Source organism: Flammeovirga pectinis (assembly GCF_003970675.1).
GTDB classification, from domain to species: Bacteria; Bacteroidota; Bacteroidia; order Cytophagales; family Flammeovirgaceae; genus Flammeovirga; species Flammeovirga pectinis.
This window is the reverse complement of record NZ_CP034562.1, coordinates 1,376,133-1,401,376: the sequence shown is the minus strand read 5'-3', so window position 1 is coordinate 1,401,376 and position 25,244 is coordinate 1,376,133. Positions and strand designations below refer to the sequence as shown.

Sequence of the window (25,244 nt, the reverse complement as noted above, 5' to 3'; positions counted from 1 at the left end):
TAAAATGTTAGTTATTTGATGTTTAGTTCATTAATGCTTTTCTAACCATCTCCATTGTTTTTTCCTTTGGAATATTCACATACTTTGCAAAACTCCTTTCATCTTTATGCCCCGTAAATTCCATTACAACATTAGTTGGTACTCCTTTGAGTAATAAGTTTGTTGCAAAGGTTCTACGTCCCGTATGAGTGGTTATAAGCTCGTATTTAGGAACTTTCTTAGACGTTGTAAAGTTTCCTTTGAATTCATGTACTTCAAATAGTTCGTCAATCCCTGCCAACTTACAGACTTCTTTAACATACTTATTCAAACTTTGATTTGTAATACTATGAATCTTACCCTCTAATAATTCTTGTATTATCTTTTCAGCTTCTAAAGTAAGAGGTACTTCTATTGCTTCATTAGTTTTAGTTTGGCGAATAGTAAGGTACTTACTACCATCATTACTTACTCGTATGTGTGACTCATTAATTTTACTATAATCACTATACCTTAAACCCGTTAATGTAGATAACAACAACAATTGTCTAGCATTTTGTAAATACTCATGTTCTAATACTGTAGATCGTATCTTATTTAGGTCTAAATCTATCAATACTGGCTTTAATGTGTCGGGTTGGTGTGTTAGCTTAAATAACTTATGATCTTCATTAGTGGTTAGTTTACGTTCTTTACACCAATTTAGAAAGGTCTTGAATAAGCCTAAGTACTTTGCTGTAGTTTGTTTATTTAGCTTTGCATCTTGATAAAGGTATTCTTGTAATGATTCTAATAATACATGATCAATTTCATTAATATCAAAAATCACTTTTCGCTTTTTCTCAAACCCCTCTAAATGCACTTTAAGACTTTTTATTTTCTTAATTGAAGAAATAGAAAGTTTACGCTCTTTAATTGATAAGTAATTATCAAAGATACCCCAAAAGGCTTTATCTGTAGTCGTAGCAATCTCTTTAGGTTTTAACTTCTCTCTAATGTATTCACCCGTTGCCTGTATTCCTTTGTTCTTAGCTTCATTGTAAATATTAAAAGCGTTATCCTTGAATACTTTTAATTGAGCGTTTAATTCTTGTGCATTGGGATTTACACCAAAAATATGATGTTTCTTTGTGTTCCAATGTTTAGGAGGAATTTTCACACCACTTGATAATACTATTCTAGTACTACCATCCCTTAATACAGCACTAACACTAGATTGCTTTGCTGTTTTATTCTTGATAAATAATGTAATAGTTGCCATTTGTTACTTGATTTTACTCTTACTTATCAAAGATAATCAATTATAGTTTATGGGTGCGTTTATGGGTGCGATTTATTTATATTTTGATAGACTTTGGTAAACTACCAAAAGTTTAAATATTTGTTTTTAATATGTTTAGGTAGGTTTTTTATAATTTAGGATACTATCAATTACCATAGCTTCGACTCCCTCCGACTCCACAAAAAACCCTCTTTACGGTACAGTAAGGAGGGTTTTTCTGTTTTATGGGGATAACATTGGTGAAAACATCTTTTTAGTTGGAATATAAATTTACAACCACCCCTCAATATCCTCAACAATATTATCTATAAAAGTCTCCAAATTATCATTATAACTAATTTGTATTACTGCACATTCCCTTCCTTCTTTTTGAAATTGGCCTTCAATGGTATCTTTTTCTCCTGGATATACTAATGCTACTTTTTCAGCATCATAGAACTGATGATAAACATAAAGTTGTCGAAGATCTTGAGCACTTGGACTACCACCATAAAGGTTTTTCCATTTTGTATCCAAAACGAAAGTCTTTATACCTTCATCAATTGGCTTTTCAATAATAATATCAGGTTTCATAAAAGATTGATGACTACTACCTCCTTCCCAAAACAACTTACTGCCTTGTTCTTTTACAGTACAATTCTTCAATCTTTGTCGAAGTGAAAAAAAGACAAACTTTTCCCAAAGGTTGTTCATATTAAACATCAATGCTAATACATCACTTTGACCATTGCTAAGGTCTGGATGAAAATTCAACAAAATGAGTTTTGCTATTGATAAAGCTGTTTCGTAATGTTTGAACTTCCTTCCTAAATTTAGTTTTTCAAAAGTATATTTTGAAACATGAATATCACTTAACTCAGGGAATCTAAAAATTACTGATGTGACGTTTAATTTAGGGTTCGTATTTAATAATTCAATACACTTAAGAGCTTGTAAAAGGATTTGATGTATTTGATGTTCTTGATCATAGACAGTATGATTGACATAAAAACGTTCTTTATGTATGATATTCTTTTGTAAGTGCTTTGATAATTGTAACCTTCCCTTTAATGCTTTTTGGTTATTATCTACCCTTCTATATTTCTTGATTAATCCTTTATGTAATAATAGATCTATCTCCTTAAGGTAAAGTTCGAAATATAAATCCAAGATATAATTACTCTGTAAAGATAGAAATGATGATGTTGGAGCAGATACATTAAAGGAACTTACCATTTTGAGCATTCTAATAAGTAATTCTCTCCACTTATTTTCAGAATTACTTCTATCTGCTTTAGGTAAAACTTCAATAATGATATTCCCTACATGAATAACTCCTACATGTTCATTACATTTGATTCCTTTATTGATTAAAGAAAAATAAGGGCATTCATCTCCATAAAACTTCTCCAAAGCTTGAAGATGTTGCATGGTAAATACAACACTATCCTTTTCTTGACCTACTTTTAGAGTCTCATGCTCAAATAATGTGAACCTTACCTTTTTCATCTATTTTTCAAGTAATAGTTCTATCGCTTTACTAAAATCATCATCACTCATTTGAAAAGGATCAAGCAATTCATAAGTAGTTTGATTGGTATAATCAAATCCTTCCGCTCCTTGAATCTTAGCAAATAAATTTGGGCGAATTGTTTTTGGTTCTTCAAAGAAGCCTAAACCAATAATTAAGGCTATTTTGATATAATCTCCATAAAAGTACTCTTGTAAAAGGGGAATAATTTCAGTGGCAAAAGCTTTTTTCACTTCTTCAAAAGTGTTTACCTTAAGGAAGTAACTATGACCTATTTGATGATCTCTATCCAATAATACCTTTATCCTTTCATTAATTGTTTCAAGTACTAATTGTAGATTAATGCCTATCCCTTCTTTGTATTCCAATAGATCAGGCTTTGGCATCATTTCCTTAAATACAAAACGTCTTCTTAATGCAGTATCTAAAGCTTCAACAGATCTATCAGCTGTATTCATAGTACCTATGATGTGTAAATTATTTGGAACTCCAAACGGTTCTTTACTATATGGCAATTTCACTTTAAGTTCTTCCTTATTACCTAATCGCTTACTTTCTTCTAATAAGGTTATCTGCTCTCCAAAGATAGCTGATACATTACCTCTATTAATTTCATCAATAATTAAAACATGGTTTTTGGGTTGAACTTTCTCCTTTTTACTAAAAGTATCTTTGAAGGTATCTATTTTTATATCTTCCCTATAAAACTCATAGATAGTTTGTTGAGATATTTTCTTATTTATAAACTTAGAAGGTTCAACACCTAAATCAGTAGCTAACCATTTTACCTTTCTGTAATGTACATGATCAATCTCAGTTGTATCATCATAGAAATAGTCACCTACAATGACACCAATTGCATCTATAATAAGGTTACCTAAAGTAATAATAACGATATCACCAATTTTCATTTTAAGAAATCGGAAAGCAGCATTAGAATGAAACTTCGATTCTTCTATTCTCTCTGGATTCTTTTCAGTAAATGCTTTATTAAAAGATCTCCAATCATCAATCCCTTCAAATTCTTTTAAAGAACTAGAACCTCCATAACCTAAACTCACCGTTTCATTATTGATATTCCAATCATGCATTATCTTTCTATTCTTACCACCAATAGACATTTTATAATAATCAACCTTATCAAAATCAATATCTGAAGATTCTATAACTTCTATTTTTTTGGCAGATGAACAGATTTTTTTAAAAATACCATCTTCAGTTTCATAATAAATTTGGTCATCATCATTTGTTTTTGGTTTTATCCCTTCCACAAAATCTTCATAACTCATACTTTGATGAAAAGTTGTAAATACAACTTGACCGCTTTCTACATATTCATTAAATTTTTTCTTAGCTGAACCATTATTTCTATCTTCTTCTGATAGCTCGTTACCTTCTATGATTTCTAAGGCTTTATTGATAGTATTGTATGTTTTACCTGTACCGGGAGGTCCGTATAAGATTTGATTTAAATCATTTCTCTTATTTCCCTTACTAAGATTTAGGCTCACATTAGCTTCGGGTTCTTTCTCATATAAGTTCCAAAGTTTTTGTGAAAAAGTATAAAATTCTTCATTTTCTGTATTCAAGGTTTTCAGAAACATATAAGCATTAGCATATGAAAATACACCTTTATAACCTTTCTCCTTTAATATAAACTTTATTGCGTCCTCTTTAAAAAAATTGAAAACATTGAAATTACTATATAAATGAGCAATTTTCCATTTATATGCATTACCTAAATCTATTTTCTCAATTTCTTCAAGATCATTATTGATTGCTGATTTAGAAATTTGCAATACTAAGCTTTTAAGCTTTAAAAAAGCTTCTTCTTTAGTTTTTCCATATTTTCCTAACCAAGAATATTCACCATCTGTTTTTCTATGCCCTTCTACTTCATTTTCTTTATTATTACGTTTAAAGATCCCAAACTTATATGATGAGCCTCCCCATATACTACCTACCTCAGATGTTATAGCTTCTAACCAATAACAAAAAGAGTTTTTATCTAAATTTGTATATTCTTCAAGTTTTAATTTTTCTAATCTACTAATAGGCCATTCTTTAAGGAATTCTTTTTTTAATTCTATTCTTTTATCCATTAATTATGTTGTTTATTCTTCTACTTAAGTTATATTAAAACTTCTCCCATGACACAACATGCTCTTCAGTCAGAATTTCATTATCTAATAACTTAGATATTATATTATAAAAGCAAGGTTCAATACCTTTATATTTTTTTTCATTACTAAAAGTAAGGTTAGCTCTAATTCCTTTGAACTCGTCCCACATCTCATGATCTGAAATAAATTGATTCACTTCCATAATTGTTTCAAAATCATTTTCGTGAAATATTTTTATATAGTTTTTTATCTCAATATTTGGATCACCATATGGATAAAATAATAGATCTGCTACAAACCAGAATTTGATATGCTCACCACTTTCTTCTAAAATCTTAACTGAATATGATAATGTACTCCCTTCAATGGCAAAGATTTTAAGAGAATCATCAAAGTATAACCTAAATAGATCAAATACCTTTGATGAAGAAACGGATACTCCTTCTTTTCTTATAATAAAAGGACGCCAATGTTCAATTTTCTTTGTTTTTCCTAAACTCAATAAATCTAGCCCTTCCTTAACCAAAGTTTCCTCTGTCTTAATTAATTTATCACCTTTATTCCAATGAATAATTTCAGATATTCTTTGAAATATTTCAGTTCCACATGGTCTTTTCATACTAATCAATTATACTTCTTAAAATTCTCCGCCTGCTCAAATATCTCCTTATACACCTCATCTCTATCTACAGGAGGGTATTTAAACTCGTGGAGAAGTAAGATTAAGGCTACTTTGAGTTCGGCTTTTATGTCGTCTCTTGTGTTCCAATCTGTGTAATTGGCTTTATCATCTACTATCTGTTTTACCTTTTGAGCCAATGCCTTTGTTTGGTCTTCGGGGTAATTAAAATCGTATTTATGGGCTAGTGCTAAGAGGATATCATAGAAGGCTTTTTCTTCGAAGTCGATACCCATATCTGCGAATGAGCCCATTTCTGATTTAAGATCGTAGATGAGGGTAGTGATTTCATCGGCGAAGTCTTCTAATACTTCACCTACCAATACATCGTCTTCTTTGCGTTCGTTGTATTTACTTACCAACTGTTGCATTTTTTCTGTGAAGTCGACGCCTTTTATTTTATTGACCTTCTTAAAATCATCTATGGCTTTGGCGAGTAGTTTTTGTAAAAGTTTGATCTTTGTATTAGGCATCTTGATTTTATTGACTTTTGCCAAATAGTCTTCATCAAAAATGTCTATTTTACTATCGTTTTCATCGCCTAGTTTGAAGATTTCTTCTACTCCATCACTTTTTATGGCTTCGGCGATCATTTCTCTTACCTTTTTGTTCATCTGATCGGTATCAGGAGCTTCTCCTTTGGTCAGTTTAAAAACAATGGAGCGAACAGCGAGGTAGAAGTGGATTTCGTCTTTTTCTTTGTCTTTGATTTCTTCACTTCCTGAACAGATGTCGTAGGCAGATTTTAGGCGTTTGACCAAGTTCATAAAACGCTTTTCTAGGGCTTCTGTAAGTTGTACAAATTCTGATGCTTTATTGAGGGTTTCTAATTGCTCCAATTCATTTCCTGTGAAATATAAGGAAGCATCGAACTTATGAAATACTTTACGGAGTAGGTCTAAATGATCTCTTACGGCGGTAATGGATTGTTGTATGTCTTCGAAGTTTTGGCTGTCTACTTTATTGAACTGTGCCAATGCTAAGTTCATGTTCTTTTTGATACCGATATAATCTACTACCAATCCTTTGTCTTTCCCTTCAAACTTTCTATTAACCCTAGAAATGGTTTGAATAAGGTTGTGCTGTTGGATAGGTTTATCTATATAGATGGTATCCAAAAAAGGTACATCAAAACCTGTGAGCCACATATCTACTACAACGGCAATTTTGAAATTGGATTTGGCATTTTTGAATTGCTGATCTAAAGTGGTTCTATATTGTTTATTACCTAAAGCATTGTACAATTCTTCAGGATCATCTTTTCCTCTGGTCATGACCATGTTAATACGTGGTAATGGGAGGTTTTCTTTCTTTTCTTTTTCAGTGAGTGTTTCTCCTTCTGCACAGTCTAATGGGGTTGCCCATTGCGGTCGTATTGCGATGACTTTCTGATAAAATGCATAGGCTATCTGACGACTACTGCACACAAACATTGCTTTTCCTTTTACAGAAGCACCTTCTTCTACTCTGCCTTCGTAATGTTGAATAAAATCTTTAGCGATGGCTTGTAGACGGTGTTCATCTCCCAAAATAACATCCATTTGGGTAGATTGACGTTTACTTTCGTCTACATGGTATTCGCTTGCTCCTTCTTCTAAAACCTGACCGTAGTAATTCTCTATTTCATTGAGTTTACTATTATCCATAATTACCTTTGCTGCTCTGCCTTCGTAAACAATACGTACCGTAATTTCATCTTCTACGGATTCGGTCATGGTGTAGGCATCTACTACTTCTCCAAATACTTCTAAAGTGGCATCAATGGGTGTTCCTGTAAAACCTACATACGTGGCGTGGGGTAAGGAGTCGTGCAAGTGCTTGGCAAAACCGAAAGATTTCTTTACTCCTTTTTCGGTGATGGTTAATTTCTGATCGAGGTTAGTTTGGCTACGGTGGGCTTCATCGGAAATACAAATTACATTGGTTCTATCCGAAAGCAATTGTGCATCTTCTGTGAATTTATGGATGGTGGTTAAGAACACCCCTCCACTGTTTCTGCCTTGAAGGTATTCTCTAAGTTGTGTTCTGCTTTCTACACTTCGTACAAAACTATCGCCTATATATTCTTTTGCATTGACAAACTGATCTCTCAATTGTTTGTCTAGATCGGTGCGGTCTGTAATTAATACAATGGTAGGACTGGCAAAATAAGGGCTTTTCATTAACATTCTTGTAAGGAAAAGCATTGTAAAACTTTTTCCGCATCCTGTTGCCCCAAAGTAAGTACCTCCTTTACCATCACCTTCTGGCTTTTGATGCTTTTTGATGTTCTCAAACAAGGCATTTACCGCATAATATTGCGGATATCGACACACAATTTTTTCTTCTCTTTTGGGAGTGTCTGGCATATAAATAAAGTGATGAATAATATCCACCAATCTATTTTGAGCAAACATTCCTTCCAATAAGGTATATAAGGATGCGATACCATCTACTTCTTTTTTAGCACTTCCATCGGTTCTTCTCCATGCATAAAAGAACTCATAAGGAGCAAAGAAAGAACCTGCTTTATTATTGACTCCATCACTGATTACACAAAAAGCATTGTACTTGAAAAGTGCTGGAATGTCTCTTCTGTAACGGGTAGTGATTTGTACGTAAGCATCATGTATAGTGGCATTTTCTCTTACGGCACTCTTCAATTCTACCACTACCAAAGGCAAACCATTGATATAAACAATCACATCTGGAATACGAAGGTTCTCATACCCTTGAATTTCTAATTGATTGACGGCTTTAAATAGATTGTTTGATAAGTTATCGTAATCAATCAGCTGTATATAAAGATCTTTCTCCTTTCTATCTTCTCTTTTGAAAGTAAAACCATTCGCTACTTTGTGCATAATGGCTTTGTTGCTATCGTATAAATCCGAAGCAGGCAACTTCTCCAAATCTCTTACTATACTCTTGATTTCTTGAGACGTAAGCGATGGATAACGCTGATGTAAATAGGCGTTTAAGTCCTCCTTGATTAAAACTTCTTCCTGATTCTCTCTATTGATTTGTTCTCCTTTTTGATAGATGAAGTTTTGTTGTTCAAGTAGTTGGATAAAGGAGTTTTCTAGTTTTGCTTCGGTGAAGTGCATGATTGGTTGTTTTGTTTGTTATAATGTGGTTCTGTAGAGACGCAATGCATTGCGTCTCCTGTATGAATTGTACGGACCGTACGTGTTTTGTTCACAGTTTTTACATGCATCATAAATATTTGTACCGTACATGGTTTGTATATGGTTCGTAGAGACGCAATGCATTGCGTCTCCTGTATGAATTGTACTGACCGTACGTGTTTTATTCATAGTTTGTACATGCATCATAAATATTTGTACCGTACATGGTTTGTATATGGTTCGTAGAGACGCAATGCATTGCGTCTCTACAGGGGGGATTAATCATAAAACTTATCATCTTTCCATAATAAAGGGTTATTCGCAATGTAATTAGAAATTTTATCATACGATTTCTGATTCCTAATAATGTGATCGTGAAACCTTGCTTGCCATTCAAAATCAGCATGAATTACACGTGCATTTTTAGTCACACCAATTTTAAATCCACGAATAATTGACGATAGATTTTTACGTTGAGGACCAAATTTGTTTCCACACTGTAGAGACGCAATGCTTTGCGTCTCCTGTATATCCTGTTCAGGTGCAATATCCTGATTAGACGCAATATCCTGATTAGACGCAATATCCTGATTAGACGCAATATCCTGATTAGACGCAATATCCTGATTAGACGCAATATCCTGATTAGACGCAATATCCTGATTAGACGCAATATCCTGATTAGACGCAATATCCTGATTAGACGCAATATCCTGATTAGACGCAATGCATTGCGTCTCTACGGAGGCTGAATTATATTCATTTTTACCAATGTGTAGGATCGCATGAAAATGATTCGGCATTATTACATATTCCCCCATCATTAAATTCATATCAGGTCGCATATCAAATGTTTTTAACCATTCCTGTCTTACAATTTTCCCAATTGATGACAAATGCATTTTATCATTTTCTATATTACCAAAAAAATGCTGTTTATTGGCAGTACAAATTGTCACAAAATAAGCAGCTTCCCATGCATAATTCCATGATTGTAATCGTGCTGATGGTATTCTATATTTATTGTTGAATTTCTCTTCCATATTAAAAAATTACACTTGACCACCTAAATTAAAATGAATGTAGCGTTAAATCAACGGTCTCTATTTTAAATATTTTTCTAAGAAATCATATAATGGCTTTGCATACTCAGCATCTAAATCCCAGTGATTAGTAAGATAAAAACGAGCTGTTTCTGATCCTTTTGCTCCTAACAAAGATCCATAAGCATACATCTTTATTTTATTATCTGGAACATTTAAAGGAGGAGTATAAGAATCTCTAATTGAAGATAAGCAAGTTTGGTATTCGCTAAAACATGCTAATACATTTCTTTTTCCTTCTGGAATAAGTTGTTCTAATAAAGTTTCTAAGTCACCCTCTTCATTATGATTGGGAAATAAAAATATATCTTCATTTTCAATATGAGAAATATCGATTTTCTCTAATTCGTTTTGAAGGTAGGTAAGACTAGCTTCTTTTCCTCCATTAGGTTTACTTTCATCATCTGCATCAAAAATGACAATGGACTTTCTATCGTTGAAGCTATCTTCTTCTAAATCTTTCTTCTTAGAAGGTAGACTTGTTTTTCCTCCAACATTGATAAAGGATACTTGCTCTTTTTTATCTGGAAAATGATAGGCTACAAAGTCTTCTAAAAAACGGATATCTGCATCCCCTTCTAAATATATTACTAACTCCATCTTATCTTCCTCTTAGTTCGTTGCCAAGTTCAATTTGTTTTTGAATCTCCTCAAAAGAATATGTTTGAGCCAAATGTCCTTTTTCTGGGTGAAAGAGAATTCTATTCAATGTTGTTTCCTCCTTCGTTTGCTTCAATTGTTCATTGCCTTCTACACTATTAATGAAAGATTCCAATATTTCGATATTATGTGTTGTTATAAATAATTGAACATTTAATTCATTCGCTACGTGTATTACATGTTTCCAAATTTTCTCAAGAACACTGTAGTGTAATCCGTTTTCAATTTCATCTATTAGACAGATTCCATCTTTGGCATTGAGCATGGCAACCACCAAACCAAAAAGTTTGACAAAGCCTTCTCCCATTGTTTTTAAAGGGGCAATTTCTTCCCAACCTTTTAATCCAATTCCAATTTCTTCACCTAGTATTTCTATATCTTCAACAAGTGGTTCGATTTCATTTAAAACCGCAACTAACTCTGTTTTTTTCCTTTTTTGAACAACACTTTGCGTTTCTTCTAGTAAGTTTTGATAGGTAGGACTAGAGGGTACATAATTTATTGGTATACCTTTTTGAGTATCATTAAACTTAAATTCAAAAGGAACTTTTCTATTATAAAACGTAGTATCTTCATGCTTTCTAACAACAATAGTACTTGAAGCATGACCTGAAAAACCCTTATCATTCTGTTTTAATAAACTTTCTCGTCTTGTCGATTTCTCATTCAGTAATCTTATTCCGTCAATTTCAAGGTCTATATTCTCTAAACCTATTAGATGACCGTCTTTTAAATCTCCACTATATGCCTGAAGTCTAATACCCCAAGATTTTTCATTATCAAAAGCTAATAAATCAGGAAACAATTTTGTGTTCGCTCTAGGAAATAAAAACTTTAAATCTTTCCCTTTTCGTAATGATGATTGTCTGATATCAAAAAGTTCAATAATAGACCTAGGATCGCCTTGCTTTGCAATTAAATATAAGGCATCCAAAAGAGTACTTTTCCCACTATTATTTTTCCCTACAATAAAGTTGATCTTCTTTAATCCTTCTACCGTAAGGGATTGTATACCTTTAAAGTCTTTTATTTCTAATGTATCGAATGTCATTCTATCGTTTTTTTCTATAAAAATACGGAAACCTTTGATTTAAACCATAAATGCTACTAAGACAAATTTTCAATTATTGTCCAATTTACATTCTTCAAAAGTCTAAAAGATGCTTTTTCAAGACTATCGGTTAGCTCTCTCTTGAACTCTATACGGTTGGATTCTTGAAGTTTTTGTATGGTACTTTATGCTGTTTTTTGTCCAGTTTTTTTTTGAAATAAACTGGACATTTATATTATAATTAATAGGCTATTCTCCTTTTTGATAGCTGAAGTTTTGCTGTTCTAGTAGTTGGATAAAGGAGTTTTCTAGTTTTGCTTCGGTGAATTGCATGATTCAATAAGTTTTATTTTAAGTTAGTTGTAGGTCTTCAACTTCTTCCCCTGAATTATTAATATTCAAATTTTGAAGACCTATGAAATCAGATAATCTTTGTGGAAAAAGATTATGTGAAATGACGAAATCATCACTTTTAATCAAATTCCAAATTTGTAGACTATTTTTATTATCAGAATTATGTCCAATTACACTTTCTAATTTTTTTACATTAAAATGAATTTGACTATTTCTAGCTGATTGAAGCAAATTCCAATTATTTGTAAGCATACCTTTTCTATTAGAATCTTGTTGACTTCTGTATAATTGAGATGCTCTTAAATCAGTTAACTCAACTACGTGTTCAATTGAAATATCATCTTCCTCAAAATCCCAATCATTAATTACAAAGTAATCAATACCAAAATGTTTACATAACTCAGTTAAATAAATTGCTGTAGTTTTACCATGATGACAAACAATAGATATATTTTCAAAATTTAAAAAAGTTCTAGCATAAAGATCTTTGTCAATAATCGTATCATTATTTTCAACTGCTTCAAGTACCTTTTTTCTTATAATTTCCTTGTAAACTAAAACATCATTTGGACCTTCGACCAATATTACTTTTTTACTAAAAAGTATACGATTTAGGTTCGGTTCAATAGATTTAATAAACTGATTATATTCTTTATAAGTTATTATCTCACCAGTTGTTTCATCAGGTTCTGAAGTCCCTTGATTTGAAAACTCAAACTCATTTGATGGTTTAGAGTAACTTACAATTGTTTCATTGTTTTCATTCATATCTAATCTAACAATACTCCTCGTGTTAAAAGGATCTATCATTTTATCAGAATGAGTAGTATAGATTACTTGATGACCATTTTCGGCAAGCTTACATAGGACATTATTATAAAAATATTCTTGGTGATTCTCATGTAAAAAACTTTCAGGTTCTTCAAATAAGAATAAACATTTATCGTCTTCACTAAATTCTGCAATAGCTTGTATAACTGCCATTATAAACATAGAGATATAACCATCCCCAAAATGATTAATAGGTACTAGATTTTCTTGATCTCCATTTAAACCTATTTTAAATAGCATTTGAAGAAAAATATCTTCATAATTTGGTAAACCGAACTCAATATGGCATGCTTGATTTCTAAGGTTACTAACATAATTCTTATTTATTGCTTCAATAAAATTTTTAATTTTAGAACCTTCTAAGACCGTTTCTGTAGTTACTTTTAAAGACTGATGAAATGTGTCTTTTTTTTCATTCATCTCAGAATCTTCTGAAATTAGTTTTTGAATATGTTTTCCCAAGAAAGATTTAATATTTCCCCAGCTACTTTTTTGTGTTACTATTTCATCTTTAATATTATGAAAATTGATATAAAAAATATTAAAGTATCTAAGTGCACCAAATGCGTTATAATTTTTTGTTCTATCCTCAAATGAGTTCTCAAAAAAACATTCTACTTTTCCTCCTGAAATCTGATCACCATCTGTTATAATATCTAATTTATGATAACCAGTCATGTTTGCTTGTTTTTCTCCGCAATATTTATATTCTACAGAACTTTCAACACCTAAAATAATCTTAGGTATGTTATTAATATCTCTATTATGAAAATCATCTATTGTAAATGAATTTGGTGATACATATTTATATTGTAATCCGTATAATATTGAATTCATCAATGTGGTTTTACCAACATTGTTATAACCAATTATAGATATTGGCTTACCATAACTTGGATCAATGAATGGTATAGCTTGAGACGCTTTAAATGAACGATAATTTTCTATCTGTATACCTGTTAGTTTTATATGTGACATGTTTATTGGTTTTTGTTTATAATAAAATTCTCCCAGAAATCAACTTCGGTAATAAACTATCCCTCAATCCTTCAAGAGTAATATTATCTACTTTATTAGATTCAATTTTATCATGATACTTTGAAATGTGTTGAGATAGAATTAATTGTAATTCATTAGGAGCAGAACATACTTTTATCGGATGAATATGATTTCTATTTAAGGTTGGAACAGCACTACCTCCTCTATAATTAGATAAATTTAGAGTTTGAATTAAATAGAAAATGTAGAATGGATCACTTCCTTTAAAATTGTCAATATACAAAGTAGTATTATGAGCCCATGTATTTTCCAAGGTTAGTTTTGGCTTACCCACATTCCCTGATCTACCAATTGTGATACAAGGATTTGAAGTAGTAAATTCTTTATGATAACCAATTACTCCATTTGAACCCATAACAGGATAATCATTTCCTGTCATTTTTGTCTTTGCAAGGTCATGACCTCTTCTAAAATTAAGATTATCACCTAAATCATTCACCTCCCACCCCTCAGGCACCCACTTCCCAAGCACTTCATTCCAAACAAAAGCACTAGGAAAAAGAGATTGGATAGTCTCTGGTAAGGCATGAGGATTATTCCCTAATAGAGCTTTACGTTTTTCTGCTTTTTGTTGTAAGGCTTCGGGAATGCTATTTCCTGCTTTTAAGGCATTATCTATAACGGGATCAAAATCTACAAACCAACTCTGAAAAAGGGCTTGTGCCATTTCTTCTAAGGTTTTATTGGTTTGGCGGTTGAGTTCGATTTTGTCGTCTAGGTCGCCTAGGATTTTGGCTATGCGTTTTTGTTCAGAAAAAGGAGGTAAAGGAAACTCATAATTAAATATATCATTTAAAGTAATACTAGCTTGATTTGCACTCCCTTGAGCTGTTCCTACAATATAATATTTAAACTTATCATGCTTTAATAAATAAAATAAGAACCTCTGATCTATTGTTTCTTTAGCTTTTAATCTAACTGCATTTTGATTCAAATATGCATTATCTAAACCTTTAGGGACTTTAACTGTTTTCCCGACTACAGAATTTGGATTTGTTAACCATGATCCGACAGTTGCTATCAAAACATCATCTTCATTCAGTAGATATTTATCATAAACCTTAACTGATTCAGAGTCTAAGTATTGACATTCTGTTATATCAACAGAATCACTTGTAAAGTTTTTTACTTTAACTACGGGATAACCCTCATCTACAAAATCTTTACTTTTAAAAGCAAAACCTTTGTTATATTCTATATGACTCTTAAGTTTTGTTTTAACCCACTCACTACTCATACCCCAACAATTTTAAGTTCTCACAAATTTCAATATCCAATGCTTCCGACTGTTTCATTTGCTCTTTGAGTTTTGTATTTAAAGCACTCATCTTTTCCTCAAAAGGAATTCCATCGTCTTCCTCTTCTGCTACCCCTACATATCGACCAGGCGTTAATACAAAATCATTGGTTTTAATTTCTTCTAAAGTAGCCGATTTACAATAGCCTGCTACATCTTCGTAATCACCATCTTTTTGTTCTCCTCTCCAAGCATGGTAGGTTTTGGTGATGTCTCCAATATCTTCTTGTGTCAATTCCTTGTGGGTTCTGTCTACCATCGATCCCATATTTCGGGCATCAATAAAGAGCGTATTCCCTTGTCGTTCTTTGTAGTCATGTTCAGGATCATCTTTCTTGCTTTTGGTGATAAACCATAAACAAACAGGAATTTGAGTAGAGTAAAACAATTGTCCCGGTAAAGCGATAATACAATCCACCAAGTCGTTTTCAATCAGCTGCTTTCTAATGTCTCCTTCCCCAGAAGTATTGGAACTCATCGAACCATTGGCTAAGACAAAACCTGCAGTTCCTTTGTCGGATAACTTACTTAGCATATGCAAAATCCAAGCATAGTTGGCATTGCCCGTTGGAGGTGTTGTAAATCCTGCCCAACGAGGATCATCTTCCAACTCTCCTTTCTCTCTCCATTGGTCTTGATTAAAAGGAGGGTTTGCCATGATATAATCGGCTTTTAAATCGGGGTGTTGATCTTTAGTAAACGTATCCGCAGGTACTTCTCCTAAATTGGCAGAGATGCCACGAATGGCTAAGTTCATTTTCGCCAACTTATAGGTAGTAGCCGTATATTCTTGACCGTAAATTGAAATATCTTTGGTATTCCCTTGGTGGTTTTCTACAAACTTCAAGGACTGCACAAACATACCTCCAGAACCACAAGCAGGATCGTAGATTTTCCCTTTAAATGGTTCTAACATTTCGGCAATCAAGTTTACCACGCACTTCGGTGTATAAAACTCACCACCGCCTTTCTTTTCTACCGAAGCAAAACGACCTAAGAAATACTCGTAGATACGACCAACAATATCGTTTTCATTGTCAGCCACCGTATCAATATCATTAACGGTATCCAATAAAGCCGACAGCTTACTAGGATCAAGGTTTAAACGAGAGAAATAATTGTCTGGCAACGCCCCTTTTAAACTCGGATTGTTCTTCTCAATGGTATGCAAAGCCGTATCTATTCTTAATGCAATATCATCTTGCTTGGCATTCTTCATCAACTCAGACCATCTCGAATCTTCCGGCAAGAAAAACACATTCTTCATATTGTAGAACTCTTTCATTTCTACAAATGCTTCCTGTCCTTCTGCAATAATTTCCTTTCTGCGTTCCTCAAACTTATCCGAAGAGAACTTCAAGAAAATTAAGCCTAATACCACATGTTTATATTCTGATGATTCTACTGTACCACGTAATTTGTTTGCCGAGTCCCAGAGCGTTTCCTCCATGCTCTTTTGCTTCTTTGGGGCTATTTTTTTTGCCATATCTATATACCAGTAACTATAGTTCTTTTATATCAATTAATTGGTTTGTGAAGTTAAGAAATTTTGTTGTACAGAGAAGGTGATTCTTGTTATTTAATTGATAATAACAACATACCTTCAAATAATTTCGTGAGCAATCGCAACACATCTTCTCCACACCAAAAATTAGGCAAAAAAATAACTGTTAAACGGCTAAAGAAGAGGTAAATAAAATAAAAACAGTTGTGCATTTATCTTTTCTGGGTAATGAAGTTAGAAATTTTGTTCAGTTGGTAAAAATAAGAACAATTAAGGCATTAAGCCGCCTTGGTAGTAGGAAGACTAATTGTAGCTGTTTGGGGATTTATGAAAATGAATTTTTGAAATGTACTTTTAAGAAGCAGACGTGCTTTTCTCACTTTTCGTTTCAATTGCAAATGGGCATATAAGAATTCATACAAAGGTTTATTGTCCATAAAATGATAGACTATAAAACCATAGTATTTATTGTATACTTTTCTTGGTCCCATACGTCTCATTTTATAATAGGGAGAGAAAATGTAATCGTTTCTGTGAGCATCGCTGTACCAACGTATTTTACGACGATCGGCATACAAAACGTATTTCTTTCTTTTGTAATGGAAGATAAAACTTTTCTTCTCTGTACTTCCAGCTAATTTTTTTCTAGCAATGGATAACTTTTGGGCATACTCAGCAATGTACCTACCTTCGGGCATGCTGTTTCTTTTTATTTCTCTGTAAACAGTAGAGGTTGCTACTTCTAATAAATGGGCAATTCCTTTTACACTTATTTTAGCAGCATAGGCTACTTCTAATTGTATTCTTTGGTGGTAGGTTAAGTTTTTCATGATCATTAGCGTTAAAAAAAGTATTTCAAAAAAAACAGGCCTTTCGACCTGTTTTCCATAACTTTCAATGAGTACAATAAATTTAAACTGTTTTTAAACCATAATCATTTACAGACCAACCTTGATTGTCTCCAAAAGAAAATGCTTCTTTCAAAACCTCTAAGACTTCCGCTTCCTGAACTTTCAAGACCTCTGCCTTAATACTGTCGTAAATGGTTTTTAATCGAGATGCACTAGTTGTTTCCATTGCTTCTTGCTTGTCTTTTATCTGTAACTGAAGTTTTGCATTTTCATGTTCTAAATCTGCAATATCTTCTGCATTATCAACGGGATCTAACGCATTAATGAATAGCGTATTTTTATCCATTTTACTTTGGATATCAATAATACTTTCCATCCTATTTTCCAGTAAATCTTCCTTATTTTCGTTTGCTACTTCGTATTGAAACTTCTTTAAAGAAGATGCTCGATAAATATCTCTTAATTCATCGATTACACTTTGTAATTCAGTAGCTGTTTTTACGGTATTGCCTAAGTTCGCTGCATTTATTGCTGCTGTAAGATCTAAGTTATTCATTGGATTATTTATTTAGTTGAGAAATAATTAAGCAGAAATTATTTGGGATCGATCGTTAAGTAATTTCGTGTTAGTTAGGTATTCGTATATTAAAGTGAATAGGTTCTCATTTAATCCATTTTATAACATTAGTTAATATACTTTTTGATTTATTTAGTGGGTGTAAAATGTTGGTGTTCAATTATTAAAGAAAATAGAATACACTATTTATTGTTTCTATAATATAGCAACACATCGTATTATTGACATAGAAGCTATCCTATTTCTTGGATACAGAAGTATTGATTGTATAAGCTCTATTGTCTAGGTTCTTGGTAACCTTATTAAGGTAATACTAAAATTTGTCTTAATAATAACCTAAGATGGTATGTAAAGAAAATCGCAAAACCTTTACATAGCCTACTACCTATGTAAAGAAAATCAAGAAATCTATACATAGGTAACCATCTATGTAAAGAAAACTGTAAAATCTATCTATAGATCAGCTCAAAAAATAATATTTGTTTAATAGAAAGATAATCCTCTTCTTCTAAAAAATGGTGCATTTATGTCATTTCTATATTTTTTTAGTGCGAAAGACAAAAAAATGGTGCACATCAAGTTTTAACTATAAGAACTATTTTTTCTAAATTTGCTATATCTAATGTATTTCAATATCATGCTAGAGTAGTCTATAATTCTATACGTTATTATCACCTATACTTCATATTTTACAGTGTTACCGACTTAATTTTAAACATAAAAAACTCCTACATTGAAATCAAAAAATTAACAATTTAGGAGTTTTAAGAAGATGTTTGAATTATAGCTAATTAATAACTTTTCCAAGTTTTTTTTCTTCTATCTTACTTTTTATTTTTTGCTTCAAATCCTGAAATGTTTTCTTCCCAAAAGCAGACCCTTCCGTAATTCCTTTACTCGAAAGATCCATCAGATATTTAGTTGGAGTACCTATAATAGTCCCCACTTTGTTAGGTAAAACTGTTCTCGCTTTATTGATATAAATTAAAGTAATCTCAAGTTCTTTTTGATCTTCAATATATTTTTGAGCAAACTTACCTATCATCTCTAAAATAAATAAGATTAGCTTTACAGTAGAATAAATTGCAGCCACTTTTAAACCAAGAACAACAGTTATAAGAATTGGTATTGACAAATTAGCGAATACCATCTTCATGGTAGAAATTATCTTTTCTTTTCTTATTTCATCTCCGTTATGGTAATTAGAAATCATGATACCCAATAAAAAGATACCTATAAAAGGAATTATATCTACCATTATATCAGAAACCTCATAGGCAATATCAGTATCAATACCTATTGCATCTAGGAGTCCATCAAACCAAGAAATAAGTACTTCATTCAGTTCCATGTCTGATGCTCCTCTCGACATGTTTACAGAACCATCTTCAAAAATAACATTCTTAATTTCATCGGATAATTCTGGATGGTTAAACTGACTACCTATATGTGAGATATGTTTTCCTTTTAGCCACTCGGTAAGCCCCTCATCTCCCATTACTTTAGAATAAGTAGGCATACTATCATACAACTCTTCTGCAGACATTCCATGAGCATAAGCTCTGTCCTTAAAATAATCTATAAATTCACCACTTCTATCTGTGAATTCTTTTGTCATGTGACCTAATGTAGCAGTAGTACCATTAATTATTAAAGGAATTTTTTCTGCTTTTACATTATCTCTAATATGTTGAAGTAATTGTTTTTGATTGATATTCATGATGAGAGTAGTTGATTGATAACATCAAATTTAACGTATTTTTGCAATTATATTAATTCAGTACAGACATGTTAACATTAAACTAATAAACCCAATTACTCTATATGAGTAACACTCTATAAGAATTTTTCAATGCATTTTTCAGAGACAAAAAAAGTAGGAAACAGTAGTTGGCTTTACACTCAACTACTGTTTCCTACTTTTAAATAAATGTTAGAAACTATTTCTTAGAGGTTTCTTACTTTATTATCTTCTTCCCTAACGGAAGCACAACTCTATCTGCTAACTCATTAATAATTGCTGCAGCCATCATATACCATGCTGATAATGCACAAATAATAAGGTCGATAGCAGCAATTGTTTTAAATGCTGGAGATACAAAATGCTCTAATACTAGGAATAAAAAACCAAGTAAAAGTGTTCCAAAAGTAATTGCCATTGCGGTATGAATACGTAAGCTACCCACAAACATAATTGCTGTATAAAGCATCCATGCTAATAAATAAAAACCTACATCTGTATGGCTAGATTCGTAAACTCCGTAGTGATTACATAACCAAATAATACACAATCCCATCCAAAATGCACCATAAGATACAAATGCTGAAAAGCCGAAACTATTTCCCATTTTTTGCTCTTGAAAGCCCGCTATAAATTGTGCTAAACCTCCAAAAATCACTCCCATAGATAATACAGGACCTAAACCTATCCATCCTAAATTATGGAATTGTAATAATAATGTCGTTAAGCCAAAACCAGCTAAACCCACTACTGCAGGGTTGCCATTTTTCATTTTTTAAAATTTAATGATGTACAATAAAAATTCTTTATAGTAATAGCGTTGCTGATTTCTTGGGTCCGCAAAAGTATTAAATAATAAAGTAAGTTCTAGTTAATGAAATGTAACGCTATGGCTTAACATCAAAAGGGTATAAAATAGATGTTATCCTTCTTTTTACACTTATCCTTTACGTTGTTATTTCTACAAAAACGTATACTTACAAAAAGCTAATTTGAAGCAATTGAGGTCTAAAAAATGGTACCAATTCATTGAAATAATCAAATGATTAATCATTCATTATCAATGAGATAGTTAATTTACAAGGGAATACAACAAAGTACACCACCAATTCTGTTATTTACACATTTTTTTTTGAAAAACACCTCTTCACTCCTATATTTACCGCACTATATAAATCAGCTACTCTCTAACTATAATAACTACCATAACTGTGCGCGTTTTTGGTAGACAAAAAACTATTAATGAAAAATCTCATTCAAAAATCAGAACGATTACATTCTTTAGATGCTTTAAGAGGTATAATGATGCTTCTTGGACTCATTATTCATTCTGCTATTACTTATGGAAGTGCAGACTATGGTGGTGCTTGGAGATTGAAAGACCCACTTACAACTCATTTTACAAATGATTACATCGGATTACTAATTCATGTTTTTAGAATGCCGATATTTTTCTTGATTGCCGGTTTCTTTGGTGCTTTATTGTTTTATGATAAAGGAACTTTGGGAATGTTGAAGAATAGGTTTAAAAGAATTGTACTTCCTTTCTTAGTCTTCTTGCCAATTCTCAATTTTTTCTTAATTGTTGGCTTTAAATATTCTATGGGTGTATTTGATAATGATGTTACACCATTTTTATCTGCCCTTCAGATTTTCGAAAATCCATTGGCTTTTATACCATTAAGTACATTCCACTTATGGTTTATGTATTACTTAATACTTATTAGTCTATTTTTTGTAGGTCTTGGTTTACTTTTTAAAACTGCACCCCATGTTAGTGAACTTATTAAAGAGAAGTTTTCTATTGTAATACAAAATCCATTTATACGCCTATCTTTATTTCCTTTATGTTCTTATGGTGTTTACCTTTTTATTGGTATTGCAAGAGTAGAAACATCTACGTCATATATTCCAGATTTAAATACCTTCTTATTTTATTCTTCTTTTTATTTAGTTGGGTGGTTGTTGTTTAAATCAAAAGATAAACTTGATAGCTTAAAAAAATTCGATTGGTTGTCGACTGTATTAGCTATTGTACTTTTTACTGTTCAATTTTTCAATTATAACTCTTTAGGGTTTCAAGAATTAATTATTATCAATTCATTGATGGGTTGGTTATTTTGTTTTGGTATAACAGGGTTATTTATACGATATGCAAGTAAACACTCCGCAAGAATGCGTTACATTTCTGATGCGTCTTATTGGGTATATCTTGTTCATCTTATCTTCTCCGCCTTTTTACCTGGTTTAATTGTAGATTACCCAATTCCATCTACCTTAAAATTCTTAATTGTAGCTACTGTTACAGGAGTGGTTTGTTTTACTTCTTACAGATATTTAGTGAGAGGGACTTTTATTGGAAAATTTTTGAATGGTAAGAAATATGCCACAAAGAAATCTTCAAAAATGAAACAAGCTCCTTTAGGTTAAAACTACTCATTGATTAAAGTAAGAAAGTGAAACACAAAATATCACTTTTCTTTTTATCAGAATAAAGCTATCTTCCATAGATTAAATAAAAACACTTTAATAATTTATGGGGAAAGTAGAGCACATCTCGTCATTAACACCTTTAAGAGGTATAGCCGCATTATGGGTAGTTTTATTCCATATAGATGTGAGTACTTATTACCGAGATCTCGGAGCAATTCTACCCAGAGATGCCACTGGTTTATTTTCCAAGGGGTATTTGTGGGTAGATTTTTTCTTTTTATTAAGTGGCTTTATTATCTATCATGTATACGGAAAGTTATTTACCGAAGGAATCGATTTTCAAAAAGCAAAAAAGTATCTCTGGAGTCGGTTTACACGTATTTATCCATTACATCTGTTTACCTTATTAATTGTATTACTTGGTACCCTAGTAGTTGCTCACTTCTACCCTCAGATAAAAGAAGATGGCAGTTGGACCACTTATTTTGCTAAAGAAGCTTTACCGGGGCAGTTCTTAATGTTCAATGCCATGAACACCTATCATTTTCTATCTTGGAATATGCCTTCTTGGTCTATAGGTGCAGAATGGGAAACTTACCTTCTTTCCGTTTTCTTTTTGCCTTATTTGGGTCGCCAGAATAAAATAGCCTTAGTTTCTTCTTCGCTTCTTGCCTATTTTGGGTTATACTTTTTAGTGAGGTTACACCCTAATCATTCCTTAGACATTACTTGGGATTATGGCTTTTTACGTTGCCTTTTCTCGTTTGTTATTGGAGTAAATCTATACAGAGTATACACTTGGAAACATGGTAAAGAACAATTATCAAAAGATTATGTTTTTGTTGGCTTACTTGTTACCATATTCTTAGGCTTTCATTTTAAGTTCTATGATTTAATTTTCATCCCTCTCTTTTCACTTCTTATTGTTGCCGCTGCTTATAATAACACTAAGGTAAAGTCTATTTTAGAAAAACCATTTTTTGAATATATTGGTAAAATCTCTTATTCAATTTACCTTATTCATGGGTTAGTTTTCTTCTTTTTTTGGTTTCAATTTCCGCAATGGAAAGTCGAATTTGGATGGGATGAAATGCCCTCATTATGGCGCTTAGCCTATATATTTGTCTTTCTAGGTAGCACAATCTTATTCTCTATGTTTAGCTATCATTTTGTAGAAGTAAAGGCAAGAAATTGGCTTAGAAAAAAGTAATTCCATTATTCTTTAAGACGTTTTATAATGGCGTCTTTCTTTTCTGCAGAAAGGTTTAAATCAATAGTATTATATTGTCTAACATACTTTTTTAATGATCTATCTATCTGTTTACTCATCACTTTGTACTTTTTGCACGTAGCACAGAGCATTACGTGAAATTTCAATTTCACATTCTCCATAAAACTAATGGAAGTTGCCTCTTTTTTATCAATAAGCATTGCTGCATGATTACATGATATCATCGTAGTCCTATTAAGATTTAAACCAATTATTCTCTAAGCAATTTCTTAAATTCAATTTTGCTCTATGAATCACTTGCCAATAATTTGACGTTGTGATTTGTAATTCCTTACAAATATCATCTGCCTTCTTTTCTTGAATATATTTTGATTGAATAGCCTGTTGCCATCTATCAGGTAGTTTTTCTATACAGGTAGCCAATGCAATTGTAAAATCTTTATTATCTAATAAATTCTCTTCTACATTGTGCCAAGTTGTTGGGTTGTTTTCAGGGTTCCAAGTACCCTTTTTAACATCAAAAAAGTTTAATTCCTCTTCGGTAGTAGATTGGTAAGAGCGTTTTTGTTTTCTGAAATAATCCATAAGTTTATTTCGTAAAATAGCATGTAACCATGTTTTAGGAGAACTCTTCCCTTCAAAAGTCGTCATAGCCTTGTGTGCAGAAATAAAGGTCTCTTGAATGAGGTCTTCAGCCACATCAACTTTATTTGTTTTTTGCACTGCCCATCTAAATAGATCATCCGAATAAAGATGTACCCATTCAGTGAGTTGGTCTGTTTGTAATTGAGTATTCATGATTTATATATCATCTACACTTTGTTTATCTGATAAAGCTTGCAAATAAATCTAAAATATCAAAATAGATTTTTAATTCGAACAAACATTTTTGATATCTAAACCTGATAATTTGGTTCAATAGACCTGTTAACGCATTTTAATATATAGTTTTTTTAATCTTAAATATTCCTATAAAAAAAGTCCTTACTTACGCTCTAATTGTCATCATAATAACACAAAAACTATTATTATGAGAAAGATATTTATTGCATTTTTTCTAACAACAATTATAGCTCCTTCCCTATTTGGACAAGGTAAAATTGAACAGGTAAGAAGAAATACTAAAAAAGAAAAAATTACATATTATTATGGTCCTTCTAGCTCACGTTCTAATAACAATTCATCTCTAGGAGCTTCTATTATTGGTGGACTATTTATTGGATTAGCATCTTTAATTCCATCTGAAAGAGATTTAGCAGAAAAACATGGTGCTCCAATGGGATTACAATATTACCCCTATATGGAAAAAGGAAGCGGAAAATATACGCGCAATGAGACAAAAGACACACCAAATACTATAGTCATAGATGGCGGTATTTATTACGAGTCTCAGCAATTATTTGGTTTAGATGCAATGGCACAGTTTAACCTATCTAGAAAAATAAGTTTTTCTGCCAATACATTATTTATGAGAGAAAAATTTGAAGATAAAAAAGCAGATCTAATAGGTACACTTAATGTAAATGCTGCCTATCACTTATTTACGTATACTGGCTTAGATGTATGGTTAGGGGGTGGTTTTTCTCATCTATTTTTAGAAGATGGGTTTTCTGGTGCAAACTTAAATTTTGGTACAGAAATCTTTATTGCAAAACCCGTTTCGCTATACACAAATTGGTATTTTGCTGGTTTATCAGATGATGTTAATTACACACAAGGAGTGATTGGAGCAAAAGCATATATTAAAAATACTTATTTAAAGGTTGGCTATCAATATTCTAAAATTACAGATGTTGTTTTTAAAGGTCTAAATGTAGGCGTTGGTATTGTGATCTAATAAAAAACCTCATAAGCTAAGTGATTACAACTTAA

Annotated in this window: 20 protein-coding genes; 3 read left to right on the top strand and 17 right to left on the bottom strand. The window is 31.9% G+C overall.

What is annotated here, in order from left to right:
- Window positions 1-22: 22 nt before the first annotated feature.
- The 15 genes from EI427_RS05610 to EI427_RS05540 form a co-directional block, all read right to left on the bottom strand.
- Window positions 23-1,240: a tyrosine-type recombinase/integrase gene (locus tag EI427_RS05610; protein ID WP_126612518.1), complete on the bottom strand. Its 1,218-nt coding sequence runs from the start codon at window positions 1,238-1,240 to the stop codon at window positions 23-25.
- Window positions 1,241-1,531: 291 nt separating this feature from the next.
- A complete protein-coding gene (locus tag EI427_RS05605) occupies window positions 1,532-2,749 on the bottom strand; it encodes an McrC family protein (protein WP_126612516.1) in 1,218 nt (405 codons plus the stop codon).
- A complete protein-coding gene (locus EI427_RS05600; RefSeq protein WP_126612514.1) occupies window positions 2,750-4,873 on the bottom strand; it encodes an AAA family ATPase in 2,124 nt (707 codons plus the stop codon).
- A gap of 34 nt (window positions 4,874-4,907) precedes the next feature.
- Window positions 4,908-5,513, bottom strand: a complete 606-nt coding sequence (locus EI427_RS05595) for a hypothetical protein (protein WP_126612512.1) — start codon at window positions 5,511-5,513, stop codon at window positions 4,908-4,910.
- Window positions 5,514-5,518: 5 nt separating this feature from the next.
- Window positions 5,519-8,659 (bottom strand): type I restriction endonuclease subunit R, encoded by a 3,141-nt coding sequence (locus tag EI427_RS05590; protein ID WP_126612510.1) that lies wholly within the window; start codon window positions 8,657-8,659, stop codon window positions 5,519-5,521.
- A 299-nt stretch (window positions 8,660-8,958) separates the two neighbouring features.
- Window positions 8,959-9,723, bottom strand: coding sequence for a transposase (locus EI427_RS05585; protein WP_126612508.1), 765 nt, complete (start codon window positions 9,721-9,723; stop codon window positions 8,959-8,961).
- 60 nt (window positions 9,724-9,783) lie between these two features.
- A complete protein-coding gene (locus EI427_RS05580) occupies window positions 9,784-10,383 on the bottom strand; it encodes a DUF3226 domain-containing protein (RefSeq protein WP_126612506.1) in 600 nt (199 codons plus the stop codon).
- Between the two features lies 1 nt (window position 10,384).
- A complete protein-coding gene (locus tag EI427_RS05575; RefSeq protein ID WP_126612504.1) occupies window positions 10,385-11,494 on the bottom strand; it encodes an AAA family ATPase in 1,110 nt (369 codons plus the stop codon).
- 351 nt (window positions 11,495-11,845) lie between these two features.
- Window positions 11,846-13,657 (bottom strand): ATP-dependent nuclease, encoded by a 1,812-nt coding sequence (locus tag EI427_RS05570; RefSeq protein ID WP_126612502.1) that lies wholly within the window; start codon window positions 13,655-13,657, stop codon window positions 11,846-11,848.
- Window positions 13,658-13,673: 16 nt separating this feature from the next.
- Window positions 13,674-14,975: a restriction endonuclease subunit S gene (locus EI427_RS05565; protein WP_126612500.1), complete on the bottom strand. Its 1,302-nt coding sequence runs from the start codon at window positions 14,973-14,975 to the stop codon at window positions 13,674-13,676.
- On the bottom strand, window positions 14,968-16,485 hold the full coding sequence (locus EI427_RS05560) for an HsdM family class I SAM-dependent methyltransferase (protein WP_240655371.1): 1,518 nt from the start codon (window positions 16,483-16,485) through the stop codon (window positions 14,968-14,970). The genes EI427_RS05565 and EI427_RS05560 overlap by 8 nt, the downstream gene beginning before the upstream one ends.
- 332 nt (window positions 16,486-16,817) lie before the next feature.
- On the bottom strand, window positions 16,818-17,369 hold the full coding sequence (locus tag EI427_RS05555) for a helix-turn-helix domain-containing protein (RefSeq protein ID WP_170178402.1): 552 nt from the start codon (window positions 17,367-17,369) through the stop codon (window positions 16,818-16,820).
- A gap of 82 nt (window positions 17,370-17,451) precedes the next feature.
- The gene (locus EI427_RS05550; protein ID WP_126612494.1) at window positions 17,452-17,946 is read right to left on the bottom strand and encodes a hypothetical protein; all 495 of its coding nucleotides are present in this window, start codon (window positions 17,944-17,946) and stop codon (window positions 17,452-17,454) included.
- Window positions 17,947-18,754: 808 nt separating this feature from the next.
- Entirely contained in the window at window positions 18,755-19,687 is a 933-nt protein-coding gene (locus EI427_RS05545; protein ID WP_126612492.1) for a hypothetical protein, read from the bottom strand.
- A gap of 238 nt (window positions 19,688-19,925) precedes the next feature.
- Window positions 19,926-20,480 (bottom strand): acetate uptake transporter, encoded by a 555-nt coding sequence (locus tag EI427_RS05540; protein WP_126612490.1) that lies wholly within the window; start codon window positions 20,478-20,480, stop codon window positions 19,926-19,928.
- A gap of 470 nt (window positions 20,481-20,950) precedes the next feature.
- Here EI427_RS05540 and EI427_RS05535 point away from each other — a divergent pair, with 470 nt between their 5' ends.
- The gene (locus EI427_RS05535) at window positions 20,951-22,138 is read left to right on the top strand and encodes an acyltransferase family protein (protein WP_126612488.1); all 1,188 of its coding nucleotides are present in this window, start codon (window positions 20,951-20,953) and stop codon (window positions 22,136-22,138) included.
- 106 nt (window positions 22,139-22,244) lie between these two features.
- Window positions 22,245-23,351, top strand: a complete 1,107-nt coding sequence (locus EI427_RS05530) for an acyltransferase family protein (RefSeq protein WP_126612486.1) — start codon at window positions 22,245-22,247, stop codon at window positions 23,349-23,351.
- 5 nt (window positions 23,352-23,356) lie between these two features.
- Here EI427_RS05530 and EI427_RS05525 read toward each other — a convergent pair whose 3' ends face one another.
- Together EI427_RS05525 and EI427_RS05520 are read right to left on the bottom strand one after the other, a co-directional pair.
- Entirely contained in the window at window positions 23,357-23,596 is a 240-nt protein-coding gene (locus EI427_RS05525; protein ID WP_126612484.1) for a hypothetical protein, read from the bottom strand.
- 10 nt (window positions 23,597-23,606) lie between these two features.
- Window positions 23,607-24,170, bottom strand: coding sequence for a sigma-70 family RNA polymerase sigma factor (locus EI427_RS05520; RefSeq protein WP_126612482.1), 564 nt, complete (start codon window positions 24,168-24,170; stop codon window positions 23,607-23,609).
- A 232-nt stretch (window positions 24,171-24,402) separates the two neighbouring features.
- Here EI427_RS05520 and EI427_RS05515 point away from each other — a divergent pair, with 232 nt between their 5' ends.
- Window positions 24,403-25,209, top strand: a complete 807-nt coding sequence (locus EI427_RS05515) for a hypothetical protein (RefSeq protein WP_126612480.1) — start codon at window positions 24,403-24,405, stop codon at window positions 25,207-25,209.
- Window positions 25,210-25,244: the final 35 nt, after the last annotated feature.